This is a genomic window from Vibrio sp. YT-18, assembly GCF_033337345.1.
In the GTDB taxonomy this organism is placed as follows: domain Bacteria; phylum Pseudomonadota; class Gammaproteobacteria; order Enterobacterales; family Vibrionaceae; genus Vibrio; species Vibrio alginolyticus.
On sequence record NZ_JAWOQO010000001.1, the window covers coordinates 477,018 to 500,107 of the forward strand.

At 43.4% G+C, this 23,090-nt stretch carries 20 protein-coding genes; 12 read left to right on the forward strand and 8 right to left on the reverse strand.

The annotated features are described in order from the left end of the window. Nucleotides 1-61: 61 nt before the first annotated feature. Both R7M72_RS01970 and R7M72_RS01975 read left to right on the forward strand, forming a co-directional pair. A complete protein-coding gene (locus tag R7M72_RS01970) occupies nt 62-943 on the forward strand; it encodes an AraC family transcriptional regulator (RefSeq protein WP_005386077.1) in 882 nt (293 codons plus the stop codon). Between the two features lie 277 nt (nt 944-1,220). After that, on the forward strand, nt 1,221-4,382 hold the full coding sequence (locus R7M72_RS01975; RefSeq protein ID WP_171342927.1) for a chitinase C-terminal domain-containing protein: 3,162 nt from the start codon (nt 1,221-1,223) through the stop codon (nt 4,380-4,382). A 97-nt stretch (nt 4,383-4,479) separates the two neighbouring features. Here the strand turns inward: R7M72_RS01975 and glgC are convergent, their stop codons facing one another. The 4 genes from glgC to R7M72_RS01995 all read right to left on the reverse strand — a co-directional run bounded on the left by glgC (nt 4,480) and on the right by R7M72_RS01995 (nt 10,228). Then, nucleotides 4,480-5,697 (reverse strand): glucose-1-phosphate adenylyltransferase, encoded by a 1,218-nt coding sequence (gene glgC / locus R7M72_RS01980; RefSeq protein WP_025767797.1) that lies wholly within the window; start codon nt 5,695-5,697, stop codon nt 4,480-4,482. A gap of 537 nt (nt 5,698-6,234) precedes the next feature. Beyond that, nucleotides 6,235-7,983 (reverse strand): formate--tetrahydrofolate ligase, encoded by a 1,749-nt coding sequence (locus R7M72_RS01985; RefSeq protein ID WP_064369262.1) that lies wholly within the window; start codon nt 7,981-7,983, stop codon nt 6,235-6,237. Nucleotides 7,984-8,219: 236 nt separating this feature from the next. Continuing rightward, nucleotides 8,220-9,524: an inosine/guanosine kinase gene (locus R7M72_RS01990; RefSeq protein WP_005376376.1), complete on the reverse strand. Its 1,305-nt coding sequence runs from the start codon at nt 9,522-9,524 to the stop codon at nt 8,220-8,222. A 233-nt stretch (nt 9,525-9,757) separates the two neighbouring features. Next, nucleotides 9,758-10,228, reverse strand: a complete 471-nt coding sequence (locus tag R7M72_RS01995) for a CreA family protein (RefSeq protein WP_005397614.1) — start codon at nt 10,226-10,228, stop codon at nt 9,758-9,760. Nucleotides 10,229-10,373: 145 nt separating this feature from the next. On the opposite strand from R7M72_RS01995, the gene R7M72_RS02000 reads away from it, so the two are divergent. Both R7M72_RS02000 and R7M72_RS02005 read left to right on the forward strand, forming a co-directional pair. Further along, complete coding sequence (locus R7M72_RS02000; protein ID WP_017634184.1) at nt 10,374-10,883, forward strand: hypothetical protein; 510 nt, start codon at nt 10,374-10,376, stop codon at nt 10,881-10,883. A gap of 195 nt (nt 10,884-11,078) precedes the next feature. Next, nucleotides 11,079-11,747, forward strand: coding sequence for an HAD-IA family hydrolase (locus tag R7M72_RS02005; protein WP_017634183.1), 669 nt, complete (start codon nt 11,079-11,081; stop codon nt 11,745-11,747). A 430-nt stretch (nt 11,748-12,177) separates the two neighbouring features. On the opposite strand, the gene R7M72_RS02010 is transcribed toward R7M72_RS02005, so the two are convergent. Further along, entirely contained in the window at nt 12,178-13,608 is a 1,431-nt protein-coding gene (locus R7M72_RS02010; RefSeq protein WP_258495782.1) for a methyl-accepting chemotaxis protein, read from the reverse strand. A gap of 314 nt (nt 13,609-13,922) precedes the next feature. Between R7M72_RS02010 and R7M72_RS02015 the strand changes: the two genes are divergently transcribed. From R7M72_RS02015 to R7M72_RS02025, 3 genes are all read left to right on the forward strand, one after another. After that, nucleotides 13,923-14,096, forward strand: a complete 174-nt coding sequence (locus R7M72_RS02015) for a hypothetical protein (protein WP_017820948.1) — start codon at nt 13,923-13,925, stop codon at nt 14,094-14,096. Between the two features lie 81 nt (nt 14,097-14,177). After that, nucleotides 14,178-14,780: an ACP phosphodiesterase gene (locus R7M72_RS02020; RefSeq protein WP_318056009.1), complete on the forward strand. Its 603-nt coding sequence runs from the start codon at nt 14,178-14,180 to the stop codon at nt 14,778-14,780. A gap of 67 nt (nt 14,781-14,847) precedes the next feature. Then, nucleotides 14,848-16,107 carry a DEAD/DEAH box helicase gene (locus R7M72_RS02025; RefSeq protein ID WP_005376383.1) on the forward strand — a complete coding sequence of 420 codons (1,260 nt, stop codon included), beginning with the start codon at nt 14,848-14,850 and terminating at the stop codon, nt 16,105-16,107. A gap of 27 nt (nt 16,108-16,134) precedes the next feature. On the opposite strand, the gene R7M72_RS02030 is transcribed toward R7M72_RS02025, so the two are convergent. Both R7M72_RS02030 and R7M72_RS02035 read right to left on the reverse strand, forming a co-directional pair. After that, complete coding sequence (locus R7M72_RS02030; RefSeq protein ID WP_017634180.1) at nt 16,135-16,923, reverse strand: EAL domain-containing protein; 789 nt, start codon at nt 16,921-16,923, stop codon at nt 16,135-16,137. A gap of 187 nt (nt 16,924-17,110) precedes the next feature. Continuing rightward, a complete protein-coding gene (locus R7M72_RS02035) occupies nt 17,111-17,743 on the reverse strand; it encodes a hypothetical protein (protein WP_005376385.1) in 633 nt (210 codons plus the stop codon). A 183-nt stretch (nt 17,744-17,926) separates the two neighbouring features. On the opposite strand from R7M72_RS02035, the gene R7M72_RS02040 reads away from it, so the two are divergent. The 3 genes from R7M72_RS02040 (at nt 17,927) to R7M72_RS02050 (ending at nt 19,449) form a co-directional block, all read left to right on the forward strand. Continuing rightward, nucleotides 17,927-18,169, forward strand: a complete 243-nt coding sequence (locus R7M72_RS02040; protein WP_042520836.1) for a DUF2164 domain-containing protein — start codon at nt 17,927-17,929, stop codon at nt 18,167-18,169. Nucleotides 18,170-18,343: 174 nt separating this feature from the next. Beyond that, nucleotides 18,344-18,883, forward strand: coding sequence for a cytochrome b (locus R7M72_RS02045; protein ID WP_005390157.1), 540 nt, complete (start codon nt 18,344-18,346; stop codon nt 18,881-18,883). Next, nucleotides 18,880-19,449: a YceI family protein gene (locus R7M72_RS02050; protein WP_017634178.1), complete on the forward strand. Its 570-nt coding sequence runs from the start codon at nt 18,880-18,882 to the stop codon at nt 19,447-19,449. The genes R7M72_RS02045 and R7M72_RS02050 overlap by 4 nt, the downstream gene beginning before the upstream one ends. Before the next feature lie 137 nt (nt 19,450-19,586). Here the strand turns inward: R7M72_RS02050 and focA are convergent, their stop codons facing one another. Further along, a complete protein-coding gene (gene focA / locus R7M72_RS02055) occupies nt 19,587-21,038 on the reverse strand; it encodes a formate transporter FocA (protein WP_171342929.1) in 1,452 nt (483 codons plus the stop codon). A gap of 301 nt (nt 21,039-21,339) precedes the next feature. Between focA and R7M72_RS02060 the strand changes: the two genes are divergently transcribed. Then, a complete protein-coding gene (locus tag R7M72_RS02060; protein ID WP_005376369.1) occupies nt 21,340-22,245 on the forward strand; it encodes a LysR substrate-binding domain-containing protein in 906 nt (301 codons plus the stop codon). Between the two features lie 227 nt (nt 22,246-22,472). Next, nucleotides 22,473-22,955: a DUF1097 domain-containing protein gene (locus R7M72_RS02065; RefSeq protein ID WP_017634175.1), complete on the forward strand. Its 483-nt coding sequence runs from the start codon at nt 22,473-22,475 to the stop codon at nt 22,953-22,955. The last annotated feature ends 135 nt before the right edge of the window (nt 22,956-23,090 follow it).

Sequence of the window (23,090 nt, forward strand, 5' to 3'; positions counted from 1 at the left end):
AAGTATAGTGCTCGAAACGATAATAGAGACCAAACTCGTTGGTCATTGATGGAGCACTCTAATGCACACTCTCGCAGATATCATGCAGCAATATGTTGAAAAGCAGGGGCTGCATGACCTAGAAGGTATGAAGAAAACAGCGATAGATGGCGTATGGTTTTATCGTAGTAGCAAAGGGAATCATCGCCAGCCGTTTGTCTATCAGTCCGGCATCATCGTATTGGGTCAAGGGCATAAGAACATTCATATTGGTGATACACCAGTGCAATATGGGCCCGAAGATTACCTTGTTGTCGGGGTTCCCATGCCATTAGAGTGCGAAGCGTTTGCGACAAACAATGAGCCTTTACTTGGCATTTCGATAGATATTTCGCCAACGCTTCTTCATAAACTCGTTAAAAAATTAGAGGCTGAGAAATTCAGTAATAAGTGTCTGGATGCAACCCGTTGCGGCCTTAAGTCGGTACGTATGAATGAAGGTATGTTGGATGCGTGCAAGCGGTTAATGAAAGCAATGTGTAACGAGCTTGATGTCATCATGCTTGGCGAGCTGCTTCTTGAGGAAATTGTGTATCGTACTTTGGTGAGCAAAGAGGGGTATGTTTTATTTGACCTAGCACATCAAGAAGGTTCTTACGCGAGGGTCGCTAAAGCACTAAATCGCGTGCATCAAGCGTATCATGAACAGTTGAACGTACAAGCATTGGCTGAAGAAGCCAACATGAGTGTGTCTGCTTTCCATCAAGCATTTCGCAATGTCACGCTTGAATCTCCGTTGCAATATATTAAGAAAGTTCGACTTAACAAAGCGCGCGAATTGATCCAGTTAGAGGGGAGACGTGTTAATGATGCAGCGAGAATGGTCGGTTACACGAGCCCATCACAGTTTAGTCGCGAGTACAAGCGGCATTTTAATGAAACGCCAAGGTCAACAAAGGCTTAGTGATCTTTATTTCAAAATGGCGACTTTTTTTACCTTTTTTATTAATTTGCGAGTGACATATTTATTTGAGTTATAAAATTAGTTACTGGTGCCAAATAATAGGTACGTTGTTGCAATCATTTAGTGGATTGTTGCGAGGCGGTGTGGAAAACTCGTAAATAGATAGTGTGAAATCATCAACTTGTACTTAAGTTATTTTACGTCGAAATAAAAGTATAGATGCGCTTCGTTTAGCGCATTTAGTATTGTTTTAACAATAACTTAAGGAAGAGCGATTATGCACCTTAAAAACGGCAACGCAGTGAAAAACGTGTTCACACTAAGCACACTCACCGCTTCTTGTCTTATGGCCTTCAATAGCTACGCAGCAGTTGACTGTGCCCCTCTAGAAACTTGGCAATCATCAAAAGTTTATAACGGTGGCGACCAAGTTCAGCATGAAGGTAATGCTTATAAAGCGCGTTACTGGACGCAAAACAACAATCCAGCGCAATCTGGTGAGTGGGGCGAGTGGGAAACACTTGGCGCTTGTGATGGCACTGGACCGGTTGATCCACCTCAGAATGAAGTCCCGACGGTTACTCTGACATCGCCTTCTGCGTCGGCTTCTGTGACTGCGGGTGATGTTGTTAACCTAGCTGCAGATGCGGCAGATACTGATGGGACTGTTAGCAAAGTAGAGTTCTTTGTTGATGGTGTATTAGTTGGTCAGGCAACGTCTGCGCCGTATGCTGCATCGTGGACAGCAACTGAAGGACAGCACGAGTTCTCTACCAAGGCCTATGACGATGCAGGTGCCGTTAGTACGGCAAGTGTTGTGACGTTAACTGTGGCATCAGCGCAACCTGGTAACGAAGCGCCGACAGTGGATGTCGCGCTTTCTGCGAGCTCTATTGACCTGGGTGGTTCCGTAACACTGACTGCAAATGCTACGGATGCGGATGGTACCGTTGCTAAAGTTGATTTTTATGTTGCAGGTGTGCTTGCTGGCACTGCTACAACAGCGCCATACACGCTGGATGTAACCCCTTCACAAGCTGGCTCATTAAGTGTTTATGCGAGAGCAACCGATGATGCTGGAGCAACAGCAGATTCTGCAATTGCGACGTTAACAGTAAACGGCGGCGCAGTGACATCTAATTGTCGTCCTGATGGTCTTTATCAAACAACGGGTGTAGATGTTCCTTACTGTTCTATTTATGACGAAGAAGGCCGTGAGAAAATGGGGGCTGATCACCCACGTCGTGTAATCGGTTACTTCACCAGTTGGCGATCAGGTGACGACCCACAATCGACTTACCTTGTTAAAGACATTCCTTGGGAACAACTTACTCACATTAACTACGCGTTTGTGAGCATTGGTTCTGACGGCAAAGTAAACGTTGGCGACGTAAATGATCCTAACAACCCTGCTACAGGTAAAACTTGGCCAGGCGTTGAGGTAGATCCTGCTCTTGGTTTTAAAGGTCATTTTGGTGCACTAGCAACTTACAAGCAAAAACATGATGTTAAAACGCTAATCTCGATTGGTGGTTGGGCTGAAACGGGCGGTCACTTCGATACGAACGGCGATCGTGTAGCTGATGGTGGCTTCTACACCATGACGACGAATGCGGACGGTTCTATTAATCATGCTGGTATTGAGAAGTTCGCAACTTCTGCCGTTGAAATGATGCGTCAGTACAAGTTCGATGGTCTGGATATCGACTATGAATACCCGACGTCAATGGCTGGTGCTGGTAACCCTTACGACAAAGACTTCATGGAACCACGTCGTCAGTATTTATGGGCGTCTTACCAAGAGCTGATGAAAGTATTGCGTGAGAAACTTGATGCGGCATCCGCGCAAGATGGTATTCATTATATGCTGACTATCGCAGCACCATCTTCAGGTTACTTGCTACGTGGGATGGAAACCTTCGATGTAACTAAGTACCTAGACTACGTAAACATCATGTCTTACGACTTGCATGGGGCTTGGAATGATCACGTTGGTCATAACGCGGCTTTATTCGATACAGGTAAAGACTCTGAGCTAGCGCAGTGGAACGTATACGGCACTGCTGCATACGGTGGTATCGGTTACTTGAACACAGACTGGGCTTACCATTACTTCCGTGGTTCTATGCCAGCAGGTCGTATTAACATTGGTGTTCCTTACTACACCCGTGGTTGGCAAGGTGTTACTGGTGGTGAAAATGGCCTTTGGGGCCGAGCAGCACTACCAAACCAAGCAGAGTGCCAACCGGGCACAGGTGAAGGTGAGAAGAACAACTGTGGTCACGGCGCTATTGGTATCGACAACATGTGGCATGATACCGACCCTAAAGGAAACGAAATGGGCGCTGGTTCTAACCCAATGTGGCATGCTAAGAACCTAGAAAACGGTATATGGGGCTCTTACGCAGCTGCTTACGGTCTTGACCCAGTTAATGATCCTTCAGATAAGTTTGTTGGTACTTATACTCGTCATTACGATAGCGTTGCTGTAGCACCTTGGTTGTGGAACGCGGAGAAGAGCGTATTCCTATCTACGGAAGATAAAGCTTCTATCGAGGTGAAAGCCGATTACGTTATCGATAAAGAGATCGGCGGTATCATGTTCTGGGAACTAGCCGGTGACTACAACTGTTACGTACTGGATGCAAATGGTAATCGTACGGAAGTAGATGCAACTGAACAAGCTTGTGCGGCGGGTAATGGTGAATACCACATGGGTAACACTATGACCAAAGCTATCTACGACAAGTTTAAGTCTGCGACGCCTTACGGTAACAAAGTAGCGACTGGTCCAACACCAACTGAAGCAGTAGACATTACTGTTAGTGTTGGCGGCTTCAAAGTTGGCGACCAAAACTACCCAATTAACCCAAAAATCACGTTTACAAATAACACTGGTCAAGCGATCCCTGGCGGTACTGAATTCCAATTCGATATCCCAGTATCTGCGCCGGACAACGCGAAAGACCAATCAGGTGGTGGTTTGAAAGTGATTGCTTCTGGACATACTCGAGCAAACAACATTGGTGGCTTAGATGGCGTAATGCACCGTGTGTCGTTCTCTCTACCAGCATGGAAAGACTTGCCGGCGGGCGGCACTTACGAGCTTGATATGGTTTACTACCTACCAATCTCTGGTCCGGCTAACTACTCAGTGATTTCTGGTGGTAAAGAGTTTGCGTTTAAGTTTGAACAGCCAGATCTACCAATTGGTGATCTCAATGCGGGCACGGGTGGTGGTACCACTGAACCAGGTACGTGTGATACGACAGGTTTAGTGACATACCCAGCTCTGCCACAAACGGATTGGGCAGGTAATCCAAGCCACGCTAACCAAGGTGATAAGATCATCCACAACGGTGTGGTTTACCAAGCGAACTGGTGGACAGCGGCTGAACCGGGTACAGATGGTAGCTGGTCAACGGTATGTAACATCTAATTATTATGGATTATTTGTTATAGCCTAATGTTTACGGGCACTTAAACAAAAGCGCATGATGATTATCGTGCGCTTTTTTGTTGTGATAGTTTGTCGTTTAATCAAATTGGTAACTTTCGGGTATGACGACAATACCTTTGTCTGAGATTTTAAATCGCTTCGCATCTTCAAGTTTGTTGATGCCAATTTGAGTATGTGGCGGAATACGAACATGTTTATCAACTATGCAGTTGACCAACTGACTTCCTTCACCGACTTCTACGTCATCAAAAATGATGGAATCGACTACCGTTGCACTATCTTGAATGCGTACATTAGAGGAAATAATGGAGTGCTGTACCGAGCCTCCGGAATTGATGACACCGGTAGCAATGATGGAGTTAATAAAAATGCCTTCATTACCCGTGGCCGACGATACAGTACGAGCTGGTGGAAACTGCGGCTCGTAAGTACGAATCGCCCAATTAGACTGATAAAGGTTCATTGGCGGCACAGGTTCTAGTAGATCCATATTCGCTTCATAGAAGGAATCAATGGTACCCACGTCGCGCCAATAGCAATCTTTATCGACGCGCCCTTTACTGCCACAGAATTGATAAGCGTAAACGGATTCGGTATCAATTAGCTTAGGTATGATGTCTTTTCCGAAGTCATGGCTTGATGAATCGAGTTTTGAGTCTTCTTCAAGCGCTTCTTTCAAAACATCCATATCAAAGATATATATTCCCATAGAAACAAGGCTTCTGGTCGCGCTTCCAGGAAGAGTAGGTGGGGTTTCAGGTTTCTCTATAAACGAAGTAACGAGCCCGTTTTCTGTAGTGCCCATTACACCGAATGCTGAAGCATCCTCTACGGGAACATCCATACAGGCAACGGTGAGCTTAGCACCTTTCTCTTTATGCTCTTCAAGCATTGCGGCGTAGTCCATTCGATAGATATGATCGCCGGATAACACAACCACATACTTTGCATCATTTCGCGATAGCAACCACATGTTGTGATAAATCGCATCGGCGGTTCCTTCATACCATGCACCACCTTTGCGCATTTGTGGTGGAACAGCAGTAATGTACTCGCCTAGCTCTGGATTGAATATCGACCAGCCGTCTCGTAAGTGTTTTTGAAGTGAATGAGATTTATATTGGGTTAAAACAAGGATCTTGCGTAAACCCGAATGTAAACAATTGGTTAGTGTGAAATCTATAATTCTATATTTTCCGCCAAAAGGTACGGCTGGCTTGGTTCTGTCATCGGTGAGTGGGCTGAGTCTAGACCCCATCCCTCCTGCTAAAATTACGGCGAGTGCGTCTTCCATAGTATTCCCTTTCCCTTTTCTGACATGCATCAAAACGGTGCTAACCTGAAGGAGGTGGTATGCAACGCAGAGGTTTTGAAAAGCATGTGCTAATGTGCTTATTAGTGAAAAGTCTACTACAAGAATCGAGCCATAGAATATCTCCTTAAAAATCAAGGAGGTTAAAATTTCACTGTAAGACAACTGCACCATATTAGTGAAGTGCTAAATAACCCGTGCATCAAATTGGCGCAAAATTGTAGAAAGGAGAAGTCAACAAGTATGGATTTACAATGTAAAGTGGCGACAAAACAAGAAGATAAATAGGGTTTTCTAGCTTAATAACTATGGCCAAACAAGGCTTAGGGTTAGCGTCTTAACTCTAAAGGTCTAAAACAGGCGCGTTGATGTAAGGCAGGAGAGCTTTGTATCAACGATTCAAGAGTAGAAGGCCTGAGACAACTCTTTTCACAGTTGTTGAGAGTGAGTGGATAGGTAAGTAGACCACTCACTCAATGAATATGCTCACTTCACTGATAGCGATACGTTATCACTGCACTAAGAGAGACCGACGATATTTCCTTCATCATCAAGATCTAAGTTCATAAATGCGGGTTTATCAGGTAAGCCTGGCATCGTCATCACGGTACCAGATAATGCATAAACGAATCCTGCACCCGCACACAAGCGCAGCTCGCGGATTGGGACGGTAAAACCAGTTGGTGCGCCTTTGACTGCGGAGTCTGTGGTTATCGATAGTGGTGTCTTCGCGATGCAAACCGCTAAGTTGTTAAAGCCTAATTGCTCAAAATGTTTGAGCTGTTCAGTCGCGATAGGAGTCATTTCTATATTGGTTGCTCCATAGCCCGCTTCACATACTGCCATGAGCTTTTCGAGTAATGATTGCTCTTTGTTGTATAACGGACAAAACTCTACAGGCGTGGTACACGCATCAATAACATGTTGAGCTAGTTCCGTTGCGCCTTGTCCGCCTTGCGAAAAAGCGGTGCTGATGGCTACTTTAACTTCGGGATTAAATTGGTGAATCAGATCTTCAAGAGCTTTAAGCTCTTTCACACAATCTTGTGGAAACTGGTTAATGGCAACGACAGCAGGTAAACCGTATTTATGAACGTTATTTATGTGCCATTTTAAATTTTCAAACCCAGCCTCCAATGCTGCTTGGTCCGGATTAAAAATGGAATCTGAAATAGCCATACCTGGTCGTAAATCATAGTGTCCGGAATTCGCTTTGAGGCCGCGTAATGTTGCTACGATCACTACACAGTCCGGGGCTTTGTTGGCGGCAGCAGCTTTAATGTTACACGCTTTCTCAAATCCCATATCCGAACCAAAACCGGCTTCAGTTACCGTGTAACCTGACAGTTTTAGCGCAATATCGTCCGCGATAATGGATGAATTTCCATGGGCGATGTTTGCAAATGGACCTGCATGGATCAACGTAGGAACACCTTCTAGAGTTTGCATCAGTGTTGGTGCAATCGCCTCTTTTAGTGTTACTGCCATTGCTCCTGCAACTTGTAGATCTTCCGTAGTGACGGGGTTTCCGTTCAAATCGTACGCTACGACAATTTTCCCAATACGTTGACGTAAATCTTTTAAATCTTTGGCTAGTGCAATGATAGCCATTAACTCAGAAGCGGCTGAAATATCGAACCCTTCGTCACGCTCGAAACCATTGATGGTTTTTCCTGCATCATTGAGGCCAATTTTGACTTTACGTAGTGCACGATCATTATGGTCCATCACTCGTTTCCAAGTAATACTTGCCGTGTCGATTTTAAGTGCTCTTAACCCGGTGCGTGATTCAAAGGCATCATAACCCTCGCGTTGCTCATGGAACAAGCGAGCGTCAAGAGCGGCTGAAGCAAGGTTGTGCGCCGCTGTCACTGCGTGAATGTCACCAGTAAGGTGTAAGTTTAACTCTTCCATTGGAGCTACTTGAGAATAACCGCCGCCCGCTGCGCCACCTTTAATACCGAAGACGGGTCCCATCGAAGGTTGCCTTATACATGCAATAACAGATTGATTAAGCTTTGCTAAACCTTGCGCCAGTCCTATCGTCGTAACGGTTTTTCCTTCGCCAAGAGGAGTCGGCGTGATCGCAGTGACGAGTACAAGTTTACCGTCATCATTTGCTTTGAGTCGTTCCAAACATTTTGGGTGGACTTTGGCTTTGTGCTTCCCGTGAGTGTCATACTCTTCGGGCAATAGTCCTACTTTTTCCGCGATAACATCAATAGAAGAAAGTGGTGTGTTTCGGCAAATTTCGATATCTGACTGCATGGAGAATCCCCAAAGTGGCACACAGGTAGCGTTGAAAAACTACCTGAGTTATAACGAGTATTATTGTGAGGCAAAGGTCTGCTTGGTGATGGTACTGTTTCGGTTAGGCTTGTAAAGAGTTTACTGCTTCGTATTGTGCGACATACTAACAAAATCTACTCGTTACAGTGCTAGATAAAAACAAAAAGGCCACCAAATGGTGACCTTGATATATTTTCAGCTTTAAAGCTGTCGTTTTAACGATCCCAATAAGTCTCTTCTAAGCTATCTTCTCGTTCAGGAAGCGCTCGCGATAGGCGAGGAGAGTGCTGCGTCAACACTTCATAGCTTACTCGGTTTGCGTATTTACAAATCTGAGAAAGAGAGGAGTAGGTTAAGCATCGTACTTCGTGCTTTTCTGAGTTAGGCACTTCTTTTTGGTGGAAAGAGTTTGCTGCCATGTCATGCAGTAAGGCTGAAAGGGCTGCATCACCTGCACCATTAGTGTTCTTAATCTCTAATGGTCCACCAAGGTAAGGGCCGATGTGAGAGTAGACCTTCATTGGGTTTTGACAGTCTTCTTTACGCATCGCACGACTAAACTCGTACTGGTTAAAGGCTTCGAGGGAGCTTTCAAGGATGTCGTGTGTGGTTTCTCGTTTTACTTTCTCGTCGGTGTAACCAGCCATGTACAGACCATTTGGTCCTGCCGTACAAAGTACGAGATCAACCCATTCAAGTGCTTTATCAGCAGCTGCTAGCGGCTCTGTTTCACCTGTTAGCGCCGCACCTTCTTCTTCATTCATAGCGACAACAGAAATGTTTTCGCGAATGTATTCTTGCCACCACTGTGCGTTACCTTCGATAACGTACTTCGTCCCTAACGTAAGTACAACAGGGACATCGTGCTTCTTAGCAAAGTCGATCGCTCTTTGTACCGCTTTAGGCATTGGATCTTCTTCTTTACCACGCATTAGGTAAGAAGAAACAACCAGGGCTGATGCTTTCTCAAAGATCTCTTCAGGAATGCTTTCCGGAAGTAGTTGATTCATATGACCTTCGTTGATAGCAAATGTACGCTCACCGTCTTGAGAAATTAGGGTGTAGCAGCGACCAATAGGGCCATCTACCGTTTGTAAATGGTTAAGGTTCATGCGTGAAGACGTACGGCAAAGGTAGCGGTAAGCAAAAGAACCGACTTGAATGTTCTTAGACATCACACCGAGCAAAACGGATTTGCTATCGGCTAAAACTGAGTAGTTGTGAAGAGTATTGCCAATCGTGTCACCTGGGTATTGGTGTGTGATCAGGCCTTGCTCAACCAGTTCTTCGTAAAGAGCATCTGCTTTGCTTTCTTCAAGAACGAGCGAATGTCCTTTACTCAGGTTGTATTTCTCTAAAAACGCGTCATCTACACGTGCTTCGATATCTACAATGGTTTGACCGACACCAACAATAGTTGGGCGATATAGCTTAGGTGCCTGTCGGATTTGGTTTACTAATGGATCTCGAGCGTGAGTTGGGAAGTAGTGTTTAGATTTACGCTGACCAGGAAACTTCATGCTTGTTCTTGAGTGAGAAAAAAAAGAGGCGGGATTGTATCACAAAAAAATGAAAATCGTGGCGATTTATTACAAAGAAGTCTGCTCGCTGAAAAAATCAGCGAGCTGAGTAAATAGCAACCAAAGCAGCTGCAATTTATGACGCTTGTCGTATTGCAATGGGTTGTTTTTTAAACTTGTTGCTCAGCAGCGCCCGGAAAGAGCCTGCTCCGCGCTAACTAAATTTACCCGCGTTACTTTTTCACTTCAGTTGGCTCAACGTAAGCCTTGGTACCCCAAAGTGGGACTGTCGAAAGGCTATGTTTAAAACTACCATCGGTCTCTTTTGTTGTATAAGACAAGTAGAGTAAGGTTTGGTTATCGGCATCATAAATACGGCGAACCTTCATTGTTTTGAAGAAAATGCTTTTTGACTTCTTAAATACAATTTCACCGGACTTACTCTTATCTATTTTTGCAATCATTTCCGGTGTGATTTCGCCAGTCTGACGACATGATATTGAGCTATCACTTGGATCTGCTAAGCTGAAATCCGCTTCGATAGAGGCGATGTGACATGTGACACCTGTTACCACCTCGTCTTTCAACTCACCGACTTTGATGTCTTTCAAAGTAAACCAACCGAGCCCCACGTCAGCAACATCGTTATCTGAACAACCAACTAGAGTAGTAGCAAGCAATGCACTTAACAGCATCTTTTTCATTATTTTTGTCCTTAACTAGGAAAGATATTGATGAAATCTATCAGAGGTTTGCACCTAAAACAAAATTTAGCCACGGAAAGGTCTATGTGCGCTAGGTTTGTTGCGGGCTTCATGCTAATGTACTGCTCTAAACGAAGGTATCAAGATGAATGAACAACAGTTAGCCAGTATCGAGCGTAAAAATACATGGCTGTATGATCTGGTCGAAGTTGAATTTCCGACACCAGAGAGTTTGAAAGGGCGCGATGTCTATTTCAAAACGCTAGAAAAAGCAACGTATCAAGTAGTCGACAAAGACACACTACTGGAAAGTGACTCTGAATTTAACCCCGACGACATTTTTCTGGTCGATTTTCATCGACTGACCATTATGTTCTCTATCTTGCAATCTCAGCGCTGGGAACAGCAGCATGATAAAGATATGATCATTGAATATCTGACACAGATTATCCTCACGCCAGATTTTGAATTATATGTTGGTTTTAAATCAGGAGTCCCAATTGGTGCTGCTATTGTTAGCCATCTCGAAGGAAATACACTCATCTCTGATGTTGCTGTTTCTGAATCAAAATACAAAAGCTCGTTTGTGGCTGATCTGGCTAAAAGACTAAGCACCGAGCAAAAACTGTTAGACTCAGTGGTTATCGAAGACTAACTTACACATCAATGTGCATAAAAAGTAAAGCAAGATGACGTTGGGTGATCTTGCTTAGAAAAACTGTAATTGCTCCCTTCTATTTCCATGAAATGCCAAGCTCGTCGTTTCAACAATCCCAAACTCAAATAAGATTAATCCAAACATTCTTAAAATCAGCTTGGGCTTGAGCCTTTAAGACGTCTGGAGATGGCTATGGCAATTACCAATATTAAGTGCGTGATATTTGACTGTGATGGTACGTTGGTCGACAGCGAAAGACTGTGTTGCCAAGCGCTCGTCAACGTATTTAACCAGCATGGGGCTGCGTTAACGATGGAAGAGTGCGTTTCTCACTTTAAAGGAGGAAAGCTCGCTGACATCCTTTTAGATACTAAAGAATTGAAAGATATCAAAGTCCCAATTGATGTTTTAGAGCCGCAATACCGAGAAGAAGTCCAGTCTCTTTTTGTGCGTCACTTACAGCCGATGGATGGCGCAAAACGATTAATTCAGTTTTTGGATTCGCATAATATCGAATATTGTGTGGCGTCTAATGGACCTAAAGATAAAATTGAATACGCTTTGGAGTTAACCGGTTTACTCGATGCTTTCCGAGGGAAAGTGTTCTCGGCATTCGATGCGAATAGTTGGAAGCCTGAGCCCGATTTAATCATGTACAGTGCTATGAGCATGGGCTTTTTACCAAGTGACTGTCTTTATATTGATGACACGCCTAAAGGAGTTGAGGCGGGACTAAACGCCGGTATCAAAACGGTGCAGTTATTTAATGGTGAAGCTATCAATCGTGTTGATGACGAGCGTGTAATTCGCATCCATCATTTAGATGAATTAAAAGAGCAGCTGTGTGGCTGCTCTGTTTGACCTATTAATGGCAAACCGGACTTAAGCTGTGGATGTGCTTAAGTTTAGACTGTAGGTAAGGCGTTTGATGTAGACATTGGATAGATGAGAAGTTTTTTGTATGAAATCCGCAAGCAGCGCATGTGAATTTCTCGCCATCCGATGAAATGAGATATTCATCTCCTTGGCAGAGTGGGCAATTCAGGTTCTCTATGTCTTTTGTGTGTTTGTAATTATTCATATTGTTTTCCAGCAGCAAATTGGAATTGGCAAGATCAAGCATAGCGGAACGCTTTGTTTAAGAACATTATTTCATCCGGTACAGCGAGAACTTGAGATTCACTTCAAATATCCACTTGGATGTCGTAGAAAATATCGAAGGTAATAGTTGAACACGGCTTAAAGAAAAGGGCTCCTTAAGGAGCCCTTGTTGATCATAAGTTCCACAACGTTATGCGGTGCGGTAGCGTTGTAATATCTCACCAAGAGAAACGGAGGCTTGCGTGAGATTAGCGACGCCAGCGGTAGATTGCTCCGCCACTTCTCTGATTGTGCTTGATTGACTACGAATTTCTGAAAGTTCCGATGCAATATCGTTAGCAACTGCGCTTTGTTCTTCAGCAGATGTGGAAATCTGAATGCTCATGTCCATTAATGAGCGTGCTGACTCGGCAATAGAGGTAACATCATGGCCGATTTCATCAATAAGCTGGCTGCTGGTTTGAGCTTGCTGAACGGTTCGGTTGGTGATTGAAGCAATGTTCTGGCTCTCAATTTGAAGCTTCTCAATCATGGCTTGGATCTCTACTGTTGCCTGTTGAGTTCTGCTTGCTAATGTACGTACTTCATCGGCAACCACTGCAAATCCACGACCTTGTTCACCAGCACGGGCTGCTTCGATTGCTGCGTTTAGCGCCAACAGATTAGTTTGTTCTGAAATGGCGTTAATCGTTGTGATCACGTCATTAATCTGCGTCGTATTCTCGTTTAAATTGGTTACTGACGTAGAGGCTTGTTCAATATAGCTAGATAACGTCTCTATCTCGCCAATCACGTTTTGTACACGGCTTCTGCTTAGTTCGATCTTCTGGGCATCTTGGTCTGACTGCGTCGTTGCTTGTTGAGAAATACTTGATACCTCCTTTGCAGAGGCTGTCATTTCTTCCATTGCCGTCGCGACTGAATCAAGCGTTTGATATTGATGAGATATCTGGGTTTCACTCAACTGCATATCTTTTTCGAATGCAGAAGATGTCTCACTCAACATCGTTGCATTATTTTTAACACTATTAACCATTTCACTTAAGGTATCCATAGACTTGTCTAGCGCACAGCCGATGGTACCGAATTCATCTCGACCAGGATGGAAACCAAGACGAGAGGTTAAGTCACCGTCACCAATTTTTTCGGTTGTTGTATATAAAACCCACAGAGCTCCTCCGATAAACGTTGCCACCCAGTAAGAGAATAGGGCAAAAGGAATAACCCATAAGAAGCTGAGTAATAGTGACGATAGAGCTGATGATTTTAACGATTCGTATTGTGTGGACACATTTTGAGTCAGCTTAATCACTTCTCCAGAATGCAACTTGGCATAAGCGGTGACAGACCCATCGACAAAAGAACTCTCGCTTACGCGGTTCGATTTCGATACGCCGTCAATTTCTGTAGCGCGGTTTGATTGAGCATCAACGATACCAGAAAGCTTCGCTTCGCTCGCCGAGATGGCTTGCTGCTCAAATTGTTGTATTTCATTGAAGTAGCGGCTTCCAGCCACTGAAGTGAGGGCTACTAAAAACAGTAGGAATATAACCCACATTTTGTCGTTGATAGACATCTTGATAAACAGCCTGTCTATCGTTCTAAACTCAACTTCTCTCATTTAAAGCTCCATTAGAGATAAAAGATATTGACCAAATCTATTGCTATATCGAAACAAAATATGCGAAGTTAATCAGCAAAATATGTAACGAAGACTAAATTTAGTTTAAGAAATGAGATCTAAGGACGCCTATAACAGTATGTTATATCTTTAAATTGACATGAATGTTGATAAAAGAGTCATTTCTCTAAAGTGTTAAGTGGATATGAAACCTAATTGCAATCGTTTACTTTTGATTATGCTCATAGGTTTTTAAATCTTTACTTCTCGCTGTCATGAATGTGTCATATAAAGACTATAAAAAGGAGTTGCTGATGTGGATATGGCAAGAGCCAGGCCGTCAGCAAGTAAAAGCAAGAGAGCTTAAAATAAAGGAGGTCACAATGAGCGACCAATACCAAAACGATGAGAGCCTAGAGCTGCTAGATGCGCTTGAAATTGGCATTATCTTGTCGGAATACGTTGGCTCAGACAACGAAGCCGAATAGCGGAACACTCTCATCTCGTCGTAATTGACGTTATACTAGGTTCATGTCACACCAAGCCCTAGAGGCCAAAACTGGCGTCGAATGAACTTTCTAGCCCACCTGCATATCGCAGAACACAGTAACAGCCATTTATTGGGAAACTTGCTTGGAGACTTCGTAAAAGGAGAACCAAGCAAGCTGTATGATCGCGATATCTCAAATGGCATCAGATTACATAGATTTGTTGACCGTATTACTGACCATCATCCAATCGTCAACGAATGTAAGCCTCATTTCACTGGTGTTGCGAGACGTTTTGCACCTATCGCTTTAGATATGTTTTGGGATCATTGCCTCGCAAAACACTGGAACGACTTTCACTCCGTGTCTCTCGAACACTTTGTAAAAACGGCATACGAGAGAGTAAACCGAGAGGTTCATGAACATTTGCCGCCACGTTTTTTGGTGCTCCACAGCAGAATGTGGCATGGCCGATGGCTTCAATCCTATCAAGATCTAGACAATATAGAATTTGCACTACATCGGATGTCGCAAAGAAGCCCTAGAATGGCAGACTTAACCACAACATTTAAAGTGATTGAAAGTGATTACACCGAATTAGAGGAGAAGTTCTCGTCACTTTATCGAGATGTTTTGCGCCAGTCGTATGATTTTCAGCAACAGCTTAATGACTCAACTCAATGAGATAGAAAAGTAGTATGGCTTTAGGGGCTCTGGTAAACTCTGCGCTCCAAAAATAATGAGGTTACACATGTCAGTTAATTTTGCTGATTTAGGCATCGAACAAAAGCTAATCGAGACGCTAGGCAATCTAAATATCGTGACGCCAACACCAGTGCAAGAAAAGTCAATTCCACACGTCCTTGCAGGAAAAAACTTACTTGCTGCTGCACAAACTGGTACGGGAAAAACGGCTGCGTTTGGTTTACCTATCATACAAACCGTTCAGCAAAAGAAACTTAACGGCACACCTCAAGCATTGATTTTGGTTCCAACACGCGAGCTTGCACAGCAGGTATTTGATAATTTGAATCAGTACTCGGCAGAAACAGAACTTCGCATTGTGTGTGTTTATGGTGGTACAAGCATTGGCGTACAAAAGAGAAAGTTAGAAGAGGGCGCTGATATTTTGATTGCCACGCCAGGCCGCCTTTTGGATCACCTGTTTAATGGTAACGTAAACATCTCTAAAACCGGTATGCTCGTGTTAGACGAAGCCGACCGTATGTTAGATATGGGATTTTGGCCTGACTTGCAGCGCATCTTCCGACGTTTACCTGCAGAGAAACAGATCCTATTGTTCTCTGCGACATTTGAGAAGCGAATCAAAACTATTGCGTATAAACTCATGGAATCGCCAGTTGAAGTCGAAGTTTCACCAGCAAATACGACTGCTGAAACGGTAACACAAATGGTTTATCCAGTGGATAAAAAACGGAAACGTGAATTGCTAGCGTACTTAATTGGCTCGCGGAATTGGCAGCAAGTGCTGGTATTTACAAAAACGAAGCAAGGCAGTGATGAGTTAGCGAAAGAGCTCAAGTTAGATGGCATCAAAGCGGTTTCTATCAACGGCGATAAATCACAAGGTGCCCGCCAAAGAGCTTTGGATGAATTTAAACAAGGTAAGGTACGTGCTTTGATTGCAACCGATGTGGCAGCACGAGGGTTAGATATTCAAGAGCTAGAACAAGTCGTGAACTTTGATATGCCATTCAAAGCAGAAGATTATGTCCATCGAATTGGCCGCACTGGAAGAGCAGGAAAGTCAGGTTTGGCGGTTTCTCTGATGAGTAGAGATGAGGAGTACTTGTTGCAAGCTATCGAGAATCTGCTTGATCAACGCTTACCCCAAGAATGGCTGGCAGGTTTCGAACCAAGTCTTGTAGAAGAAGTTGAGCCTGAACAAAATGGGGGTGGGCGTCGTCGTAGTCGTTCATCTGAGAAGCGTAAGCTAAAAGCAAAATTGGCGATTCATAAGAATCGTGGTAAATCACGTAGCTCTCGCTAAACCGCGCAAACTTTTGCTCTTACATAGTCAGGCTGTTTTTGCCTCTTCATAGGCGTCTAACGTTTGGGGGATAGCAAGTAGGTACCCTTGATACATATCGAAACCGAGCTTTTTCATTAAGCGAAGTTGATGCTCGGTTTCAATTCCTTCGATAACGGTTTTAGAGCATAACGCTTTTGCGAGTGATAATGCATCGTTAAGCGCTTTAAAATCACCGTTTTCATACCTTAGCAATAAAGAGCGATCCATCTTGATTATATCTGGGCAAACGCTTCTCACTCGCTCAGTTGTCGATGCATTGACGCCATAATCGTCAATCGCTAATTTAAATCCTTCAAGACTTAACTCCCGAGCAGCTTGAGACAAAGAGAGTTCATCCTCCACCTTCAATTCAAGTAACTCCATGACGATTTGTTCATTCATCAAATGCGATTCATAAATGGTTTGTTTTAGCAGTCGGTTATACGTGATGTCTTTGACTAGTATCTCTGCCGCTACCGGTAATACATTGAGAAACAATTGTTTTGTGTGAAAACGAGACTGAGAGAAATTTTTGATATGGATTAGACGACTTAAGCGTTCAACATTGAGCAAATCTTGAGTGGGAGTCGCTTTGGATTGGAAAAACTGATCTGGCCTAACCATGTTGCCATTGGCATTGCTAATTCTTACCAGTGCTTCAAGGCCAACGATGGAAATATCGTTCTTATATATGGGTTGAAAGACACTGCGGAGAGTGAAGTTCGCGTATTTCGCAATATACTGCCCGTCGGCTTGTTTCCGGATGCAACTAAGTAGTTGCGAGATGCTCATCATTGTTACCACAACCTAAATCAATGTCTCAACATCAGCGTTATCGCGCTAATTTTTCTATTTCATTGGCAATGAATCTAAGTGTGCTCATTAACTCAAGCAAGAACGATGGTAATGGATGGGTAGGTTTGTCGAGTGACATCAAACAAATTGATGAAATAATTGATAATCTCAGCACTTCAATTTGATGCTACCATTGCAGTACGGCATACAACTGCAAATATTTTCTGACTAACTGCTGTTTGTTCGAACGCCGTAAAGGATGCCCAAACTTAATGTAACAAGGGCTAATACCGAATCGAGTGTCCAACGATTGCGTGAGTTGCGACTCGCTGGTGTACAGTGTGATTCCTTGTTCTGTGTATTCGTTGATCTGATCGGGTAGTTCACCCATCCACCAATGAAGCAATTCTCGGCTCGTTTTGCTGCGACTTATCCAATGATCGCAAACCAAAAAGAGTAGGTCATTAGGCTGTAAGGCATAGCCATATTCACTCTGCCATTCCGTAATTGATGAGAGTAAGTTTTCCCGGCAAGATTTTCCGGCACTGACCATATGGTGACTCAGAACCCAGACAGTGCCAATGTCGGATGAAATTCGATAGTGATGGGGAAGGTCTGGAGAATCCAACACTTCGATTGGCTTTATCACGCAGTTGTATCCAAAGTGACGAAAAGTATGTTCCATCCTTCTTGAAAACGCGAGACCAAGATGATGCTCACTCATGCCTTGGTTATGCACCGCAGGGTAATGCTTTTCACACAGCTTAAGACAGTCGTCTTGAAAATCATTAACACTTTGAATAACTAGGTCGAGTAGCAAAGAATATCCCTTAATAATTACAAAACGAACTGCAAAAGGTTAGCATAGTCTTTTGAGAATAGACTAATTTACTTCGGCAACTTCTTGATCTAAACACCAAATTTCTCACAAATGACCGTGTCTAATCTTTAATAGAGCAACACGAAAGAAGCAGAAGTTGAACAAAAATTTGAAAGGGAAAAAATGATAAAGCTAGAACGCGCACAAAAAGAGGCGTTGGCCACCGCCATTCAAGATTACATGCAAGACGAGCTAGATGTTGAAATTGGCCAGTTCGATAGTGAGTTTCTAATTGATTTTATTACAGAAAAACTAGGACCAATTTATTATAACAAGGGTGTTGAAGATGCTAAGTTACTGGTTGAACGCAGAATGTTAGAAGTTTCCGAAGAGCTGTATGAGATAGAACAAGAAATTAAGCTGTAAGTTTCAGTTTTACAAACGATTTAAAGTTCCTTCAAAAAATTCGAACAACTTGATAGATACGGCACCATTGGCTGGATGTAAATGATGGTAAATAATCTGTTTCATATGACGTAAATAGGTTAATGTAGTGTTTCTTGCTCAGCATTAACTTAGGAATATATCTAGGAACTTGAGATGGATACACTGGTAAAGAATTACAACCTTACTGCACGCGTGATGCATTGGTTATCAGCGCTGTGCATTATTGGTCTATTTGCAGTGGGTTTGTGGATGGTCGATCTTAGCTATTACAGCGAATGGTATCGAACTGCGCCGCATTACCATCGCTCTGTCGGTATTTTACTCGCTATTTTAACTTTGGCACGCATCGTATGGAAACATGTGACGGCGTCACCAAAGGTAGAAGGCAAACGTTACGAAGTGCTTGCTGCTAAAGCAGCGCATGGTGTCATGTACCTACTATTGGTCACCATCTTTGTTTCAGGTTACCTCATTTCAACGTCTGATGGACGCGGCATCGAAGTGTTTAATTGGTTCACCGTGCCAGGAGCGGGAGAGTTATTCCCAGGCCAATCAGATATTGCAGGTGAGATTCACTTCTATGCAGCTTGGGCAGTCATCCTGATTGCAGGTTTACATGCTATTGCTGCACTAAAACACCACTTTATCGATAAAGACAACACATTAAGAAAAATGTTAGGAGCTTCAAAATGAAAAAGTCACTTTTCGCTACAGGATTAGCTATCGCTATGGCACTGCCATTTGGTGCGCAAGCTGCAGATTATGTCATCGATACCAAAGGTGCTCACGCTTCAATCAACTTTAAAGTTAGCCACTTGGGTTACAGTTTCATCAAAGGTCGTTTCAATACATTTTCTGGTGACTTTTCTTTTGATGAAAACAACATTGCTGACTCAAAAGTAAATGTTGTTGTTGATACAACCAGCCTAGATTCAAACCATGCTGAACGTGACAAACACATTCGTAGTGGTGACTTCATCGATGCTGGTAAATACAGTGAAGCAACCTTTACGAGCACAAAAGTGGTTGATAAAGGCAATGGCAAACTAGATGTAACTGGTGATCTAACGCTACACGGTGTTACTAAGCCTATTACTATTGAGGCTGAATTCGTTGGTGCTGGCAGTGACCCATGGGGCGGCGAGCGCGCTGGCTTTGTTGGCAACACTCGCCTAGAGCTTGCTGACTTTGACATCCCAGTAATGGGTGCTTCAAGCTACGTCGATATGGAACTTCATATCGAAGGTATTAAGAAGTAATTAGTTCCTTTTAGATACACTAAAAGCGCTCTTCACTTGAAGAGCGCTTTTTTATTATCTTAATCACATCACTAACATCGATAAACCCGTCAGTGATAGCGATTGAAAGCCAATAGACGTTGTAAATGTTTAGCGAATTACGCTGTTTCTAACTCGCTTTTTTCCACTAGGTTTAAACGCTCACCAAAAATCGGGCGTAGTGCTTTTAATACTTCAGTACGAGTAACCACCCCGACCATCTGCCCATTTTCAAGCACAGGAAGCACTTGTGGCTTACTTACTTTGATACTTTTAGCGCGTTCTTCGAGAGACAAAGACGTCAAGCGAGTGGCAATACCCATACTGCTCGCTGGGTACAACTGCTCTTTATCGATACATAGGAATTCCACAACATCAACGAGGCGATCACCAGCGTCAATTGCAACCACATCTCGGCTCATGATGTCTACGACTTTTTGGTCTTTCACCGGAATGTAGTCCTCACACCATAGTTCTACCATCACATCGTGAGCAGAGAAGAAGCCAACTAATCGATTTTGTACGTCTACAACAGGTGCGCTAGTTACGTTGTTATCAAGTAACACATCCAGCGCGGCTGCAATTGGCGTTTCTGCACGAATGGTGACTGGTTTTTGGTTCATAATGTCTTTAACAAAAGAAGCATTTTTCATGGTGAAATCCTTAACTGACGACAGTGTTGTAGTTGTAGTGATAGAAGAAATATTCGCTGCTTTTAGTTCTGGTCGGCGAAAAATACACCAGTTTGAAAGGCCAACTAATACCGCTCCGCCGACGATGTTGCCAAGCGTGACAGGAATTAAGTTAGCGGTAATAAAGTGGCTAATGTTTAGGTCTGTGTATTGTGACGCGGGCACACCGACAGATGCCCAAAAAGATTCAGGTGCAAAATTCGCGATAACAATACCAAGTGGAACCATAAACATGTTCGCAACACAGTGCTCAAAACCGCTGCTGACAAACATTGCCACAGGCAAAATTGTCATTGCTGCTTTTGTCATTGCATTTGCAGAACTAAATGTCAGCCAAATCGCTAGGCAGACCAACAGGTTACAGAGAATACCGAGTGCAAACGCTTGAATGAGAGTGTGGTGAAGTTTGTGTTGTGCGATGTTAAGCGCATTTAATCCCCATTGACCGCCATCCATCTGATAAAGACCAGCAGCAGTAACCAGCGCAAGTAGGAACATCGCACCAATAAAGTTACCAACGTAAACTTTGCCCCAGATCGAAAGCATCTTACCGAACGAGATTTGTTTATTGGCCCAAGAAATACTGGATAGGACGGAGCTGGTAAATAATTCACCACCGCAGATCACGATGAGGATCAATCCCATGCTAAATGAGAGTCCACCAGCTAGGCGGCTCAAGCCCCAACCAGCGCCCGTACTGCCGGTGGTCACCGTGATGTAAAACAAGAATGCTAACCCGATGAACGCGCCGGCCATAATCGCGAGGCTTAATGTCATACTGCTGGTTTTGTTTGCCTTACTTAACGCAAATTTTTCCGCTTCAACCATCATCTCTTTTGGAGAAAAATACTGGTGATTTTGAGAACTGGTCACCGCCATATTGACTCCTTAATTTGTAATCGCATAAAAAATCCTTGGTTATTAACTCAAAAATGAAATTGTTGTTTTTATTAAGAGCCTCAACGACTTCGGTTTCAAAACCATTGAGGCTTGCGGTGTTCCCGAACCGCGTAATCAGAATAGGGAGAACGGTTAGTAAGGTAAAATTGATAATATTTAGAAACCTCATCAAATTAATTGATAACTTTACGGGGCCAGGTAAAATGAACTCTATTGCTTATTGGGGCATGCTTTAACAATTGTGGGGATTGGGAAATACCCACTAATAATGGAGGACACTTTGCGCTACTCACTTAAGCAATTAGCGGTTTTCGACGCAGTTGCAGATACCGGCAGTGTAAGCCAAGCCGCAGAAAAATTGGCTTTGACACAATCAGCGACGAGTATGTCGCTTGCGCAATTAGAGAAGATGCTTGGCAGGCCGTTGTTTGAGAGGCAAGGCAAGCAAATGGCGTTAACCCATTGGGGGATGTGGTTACGACCAAAAGCAAAACGCTTGCTACAAGACGCATTGCAGATTGAAATGGGCTTCTATGAGCAACATTTATTGAGTGGTGAGATTCGTATGGGAGCGAGTCAAACACCAGCAGAGCACTTAGTTCCCGACCTTATTAGTATCATTGATAATGACTTTCCAGAAATGCGTATTTCCCTCGGTGTACAAAGTACAAAAGGGGTGATTGATGGGGTATTAGATTACAAGTATGACTTAGGGATTATTGAAGGGCGCTGTGATGATAACCGTTTACACCAAGAAGTATGGTGTCGTGATCATCTTACTGTTGTCGCAGCTTCTCATCATCCTTTTGCGCGTAATCAGTCTGTTAGCCTTGCGCAGTTAGAGCAAGCGAAGTGGGTACTAAGAGAGCATGGCTCTGGCACACGAAAAACATTTGATAGTTCTATTCACCACCTTATTGAAGATTTGGATGTGTGGCGCGAGTACGAACACGTTCCGGTGTTACGTAGTTTAGTTGCTAATGGTCAGTACCTTACTTGCTTACCGTATTTAGATGTAGAGCGATATATAGAAGCAGGTCACCTTGTGGCATTAAATGTACCTGAGTTAAAAATGGAAAGGACGCTTTCATTTATATGGCGTTCAGATATGGCAGAAAACCCATTAGTCGACTGCATTAAAAGAGAGGGGCTGCGAATGATGAAAGGGAAGCCTTCAGTTCTTTAAAGGTTGATTAAATATGCCTACGAGATGAGTTGGTTTATTCCCTAAATCTGTTGATTTATCGGTTGCGTCAAACTTTTAATGTAAATTGTGAAAATAATAATATCTTATTGTGATCAATATCACCGATAAGCTGAGCTGATGTATCTAACATGTGTCCTTGATTTCAATGTATGAAGGCAGTTATTGAACCATATAGGTACGATAATAGCCGAGTAGGTATGACTACCATGACGACACTTTTAGCTATTTCTATTACTACTGGAATTTTATCTGGCGTATGGGGTTGGATCGCCATCTCTTTAGGTTTGCTTTCTTGGGCTGGTTTTTTAGGTTGCACGAGCTACTTTGCAGCGCCAACGAGCGGATTGAAAGGACTAGGCATCAGCTTAATCACCAATATGACAGGCGTATTCTGGGCAATGGTAATTATTCACGGTTCCACTTACGTGGGGTTGGAAATTATTGGCTATGTGATTACCGCTATTGTGGCATTCTTCATGTGTATTCAAGCTAAACAGGCTTGGCTCGCGTACATCCCTGGTACTTTTATTGGTTCATGCGCAACATTTGCGGCTGACGGAAACTGGCAACTTGTCATTCCATCGTTGTTGCTAGGTGGTGTGTTTGGCTATCTAATGAAAGCGACAGGGCTATGGTTGCATACGAAATCAACCGCTACTTCTTCTTCGCTTGCTGAGCAAGCACAGTAGTGAACCCCCGATCTTATTGGTATCCACTGTGTATTGAGTTTTATCCCTCTCAATACCCTTAATCAAAATTAATGATGTTTGATACAAGCACACCAAATTGGTGTGCTTTTTTTGTATTACAAGACAATACGCTGA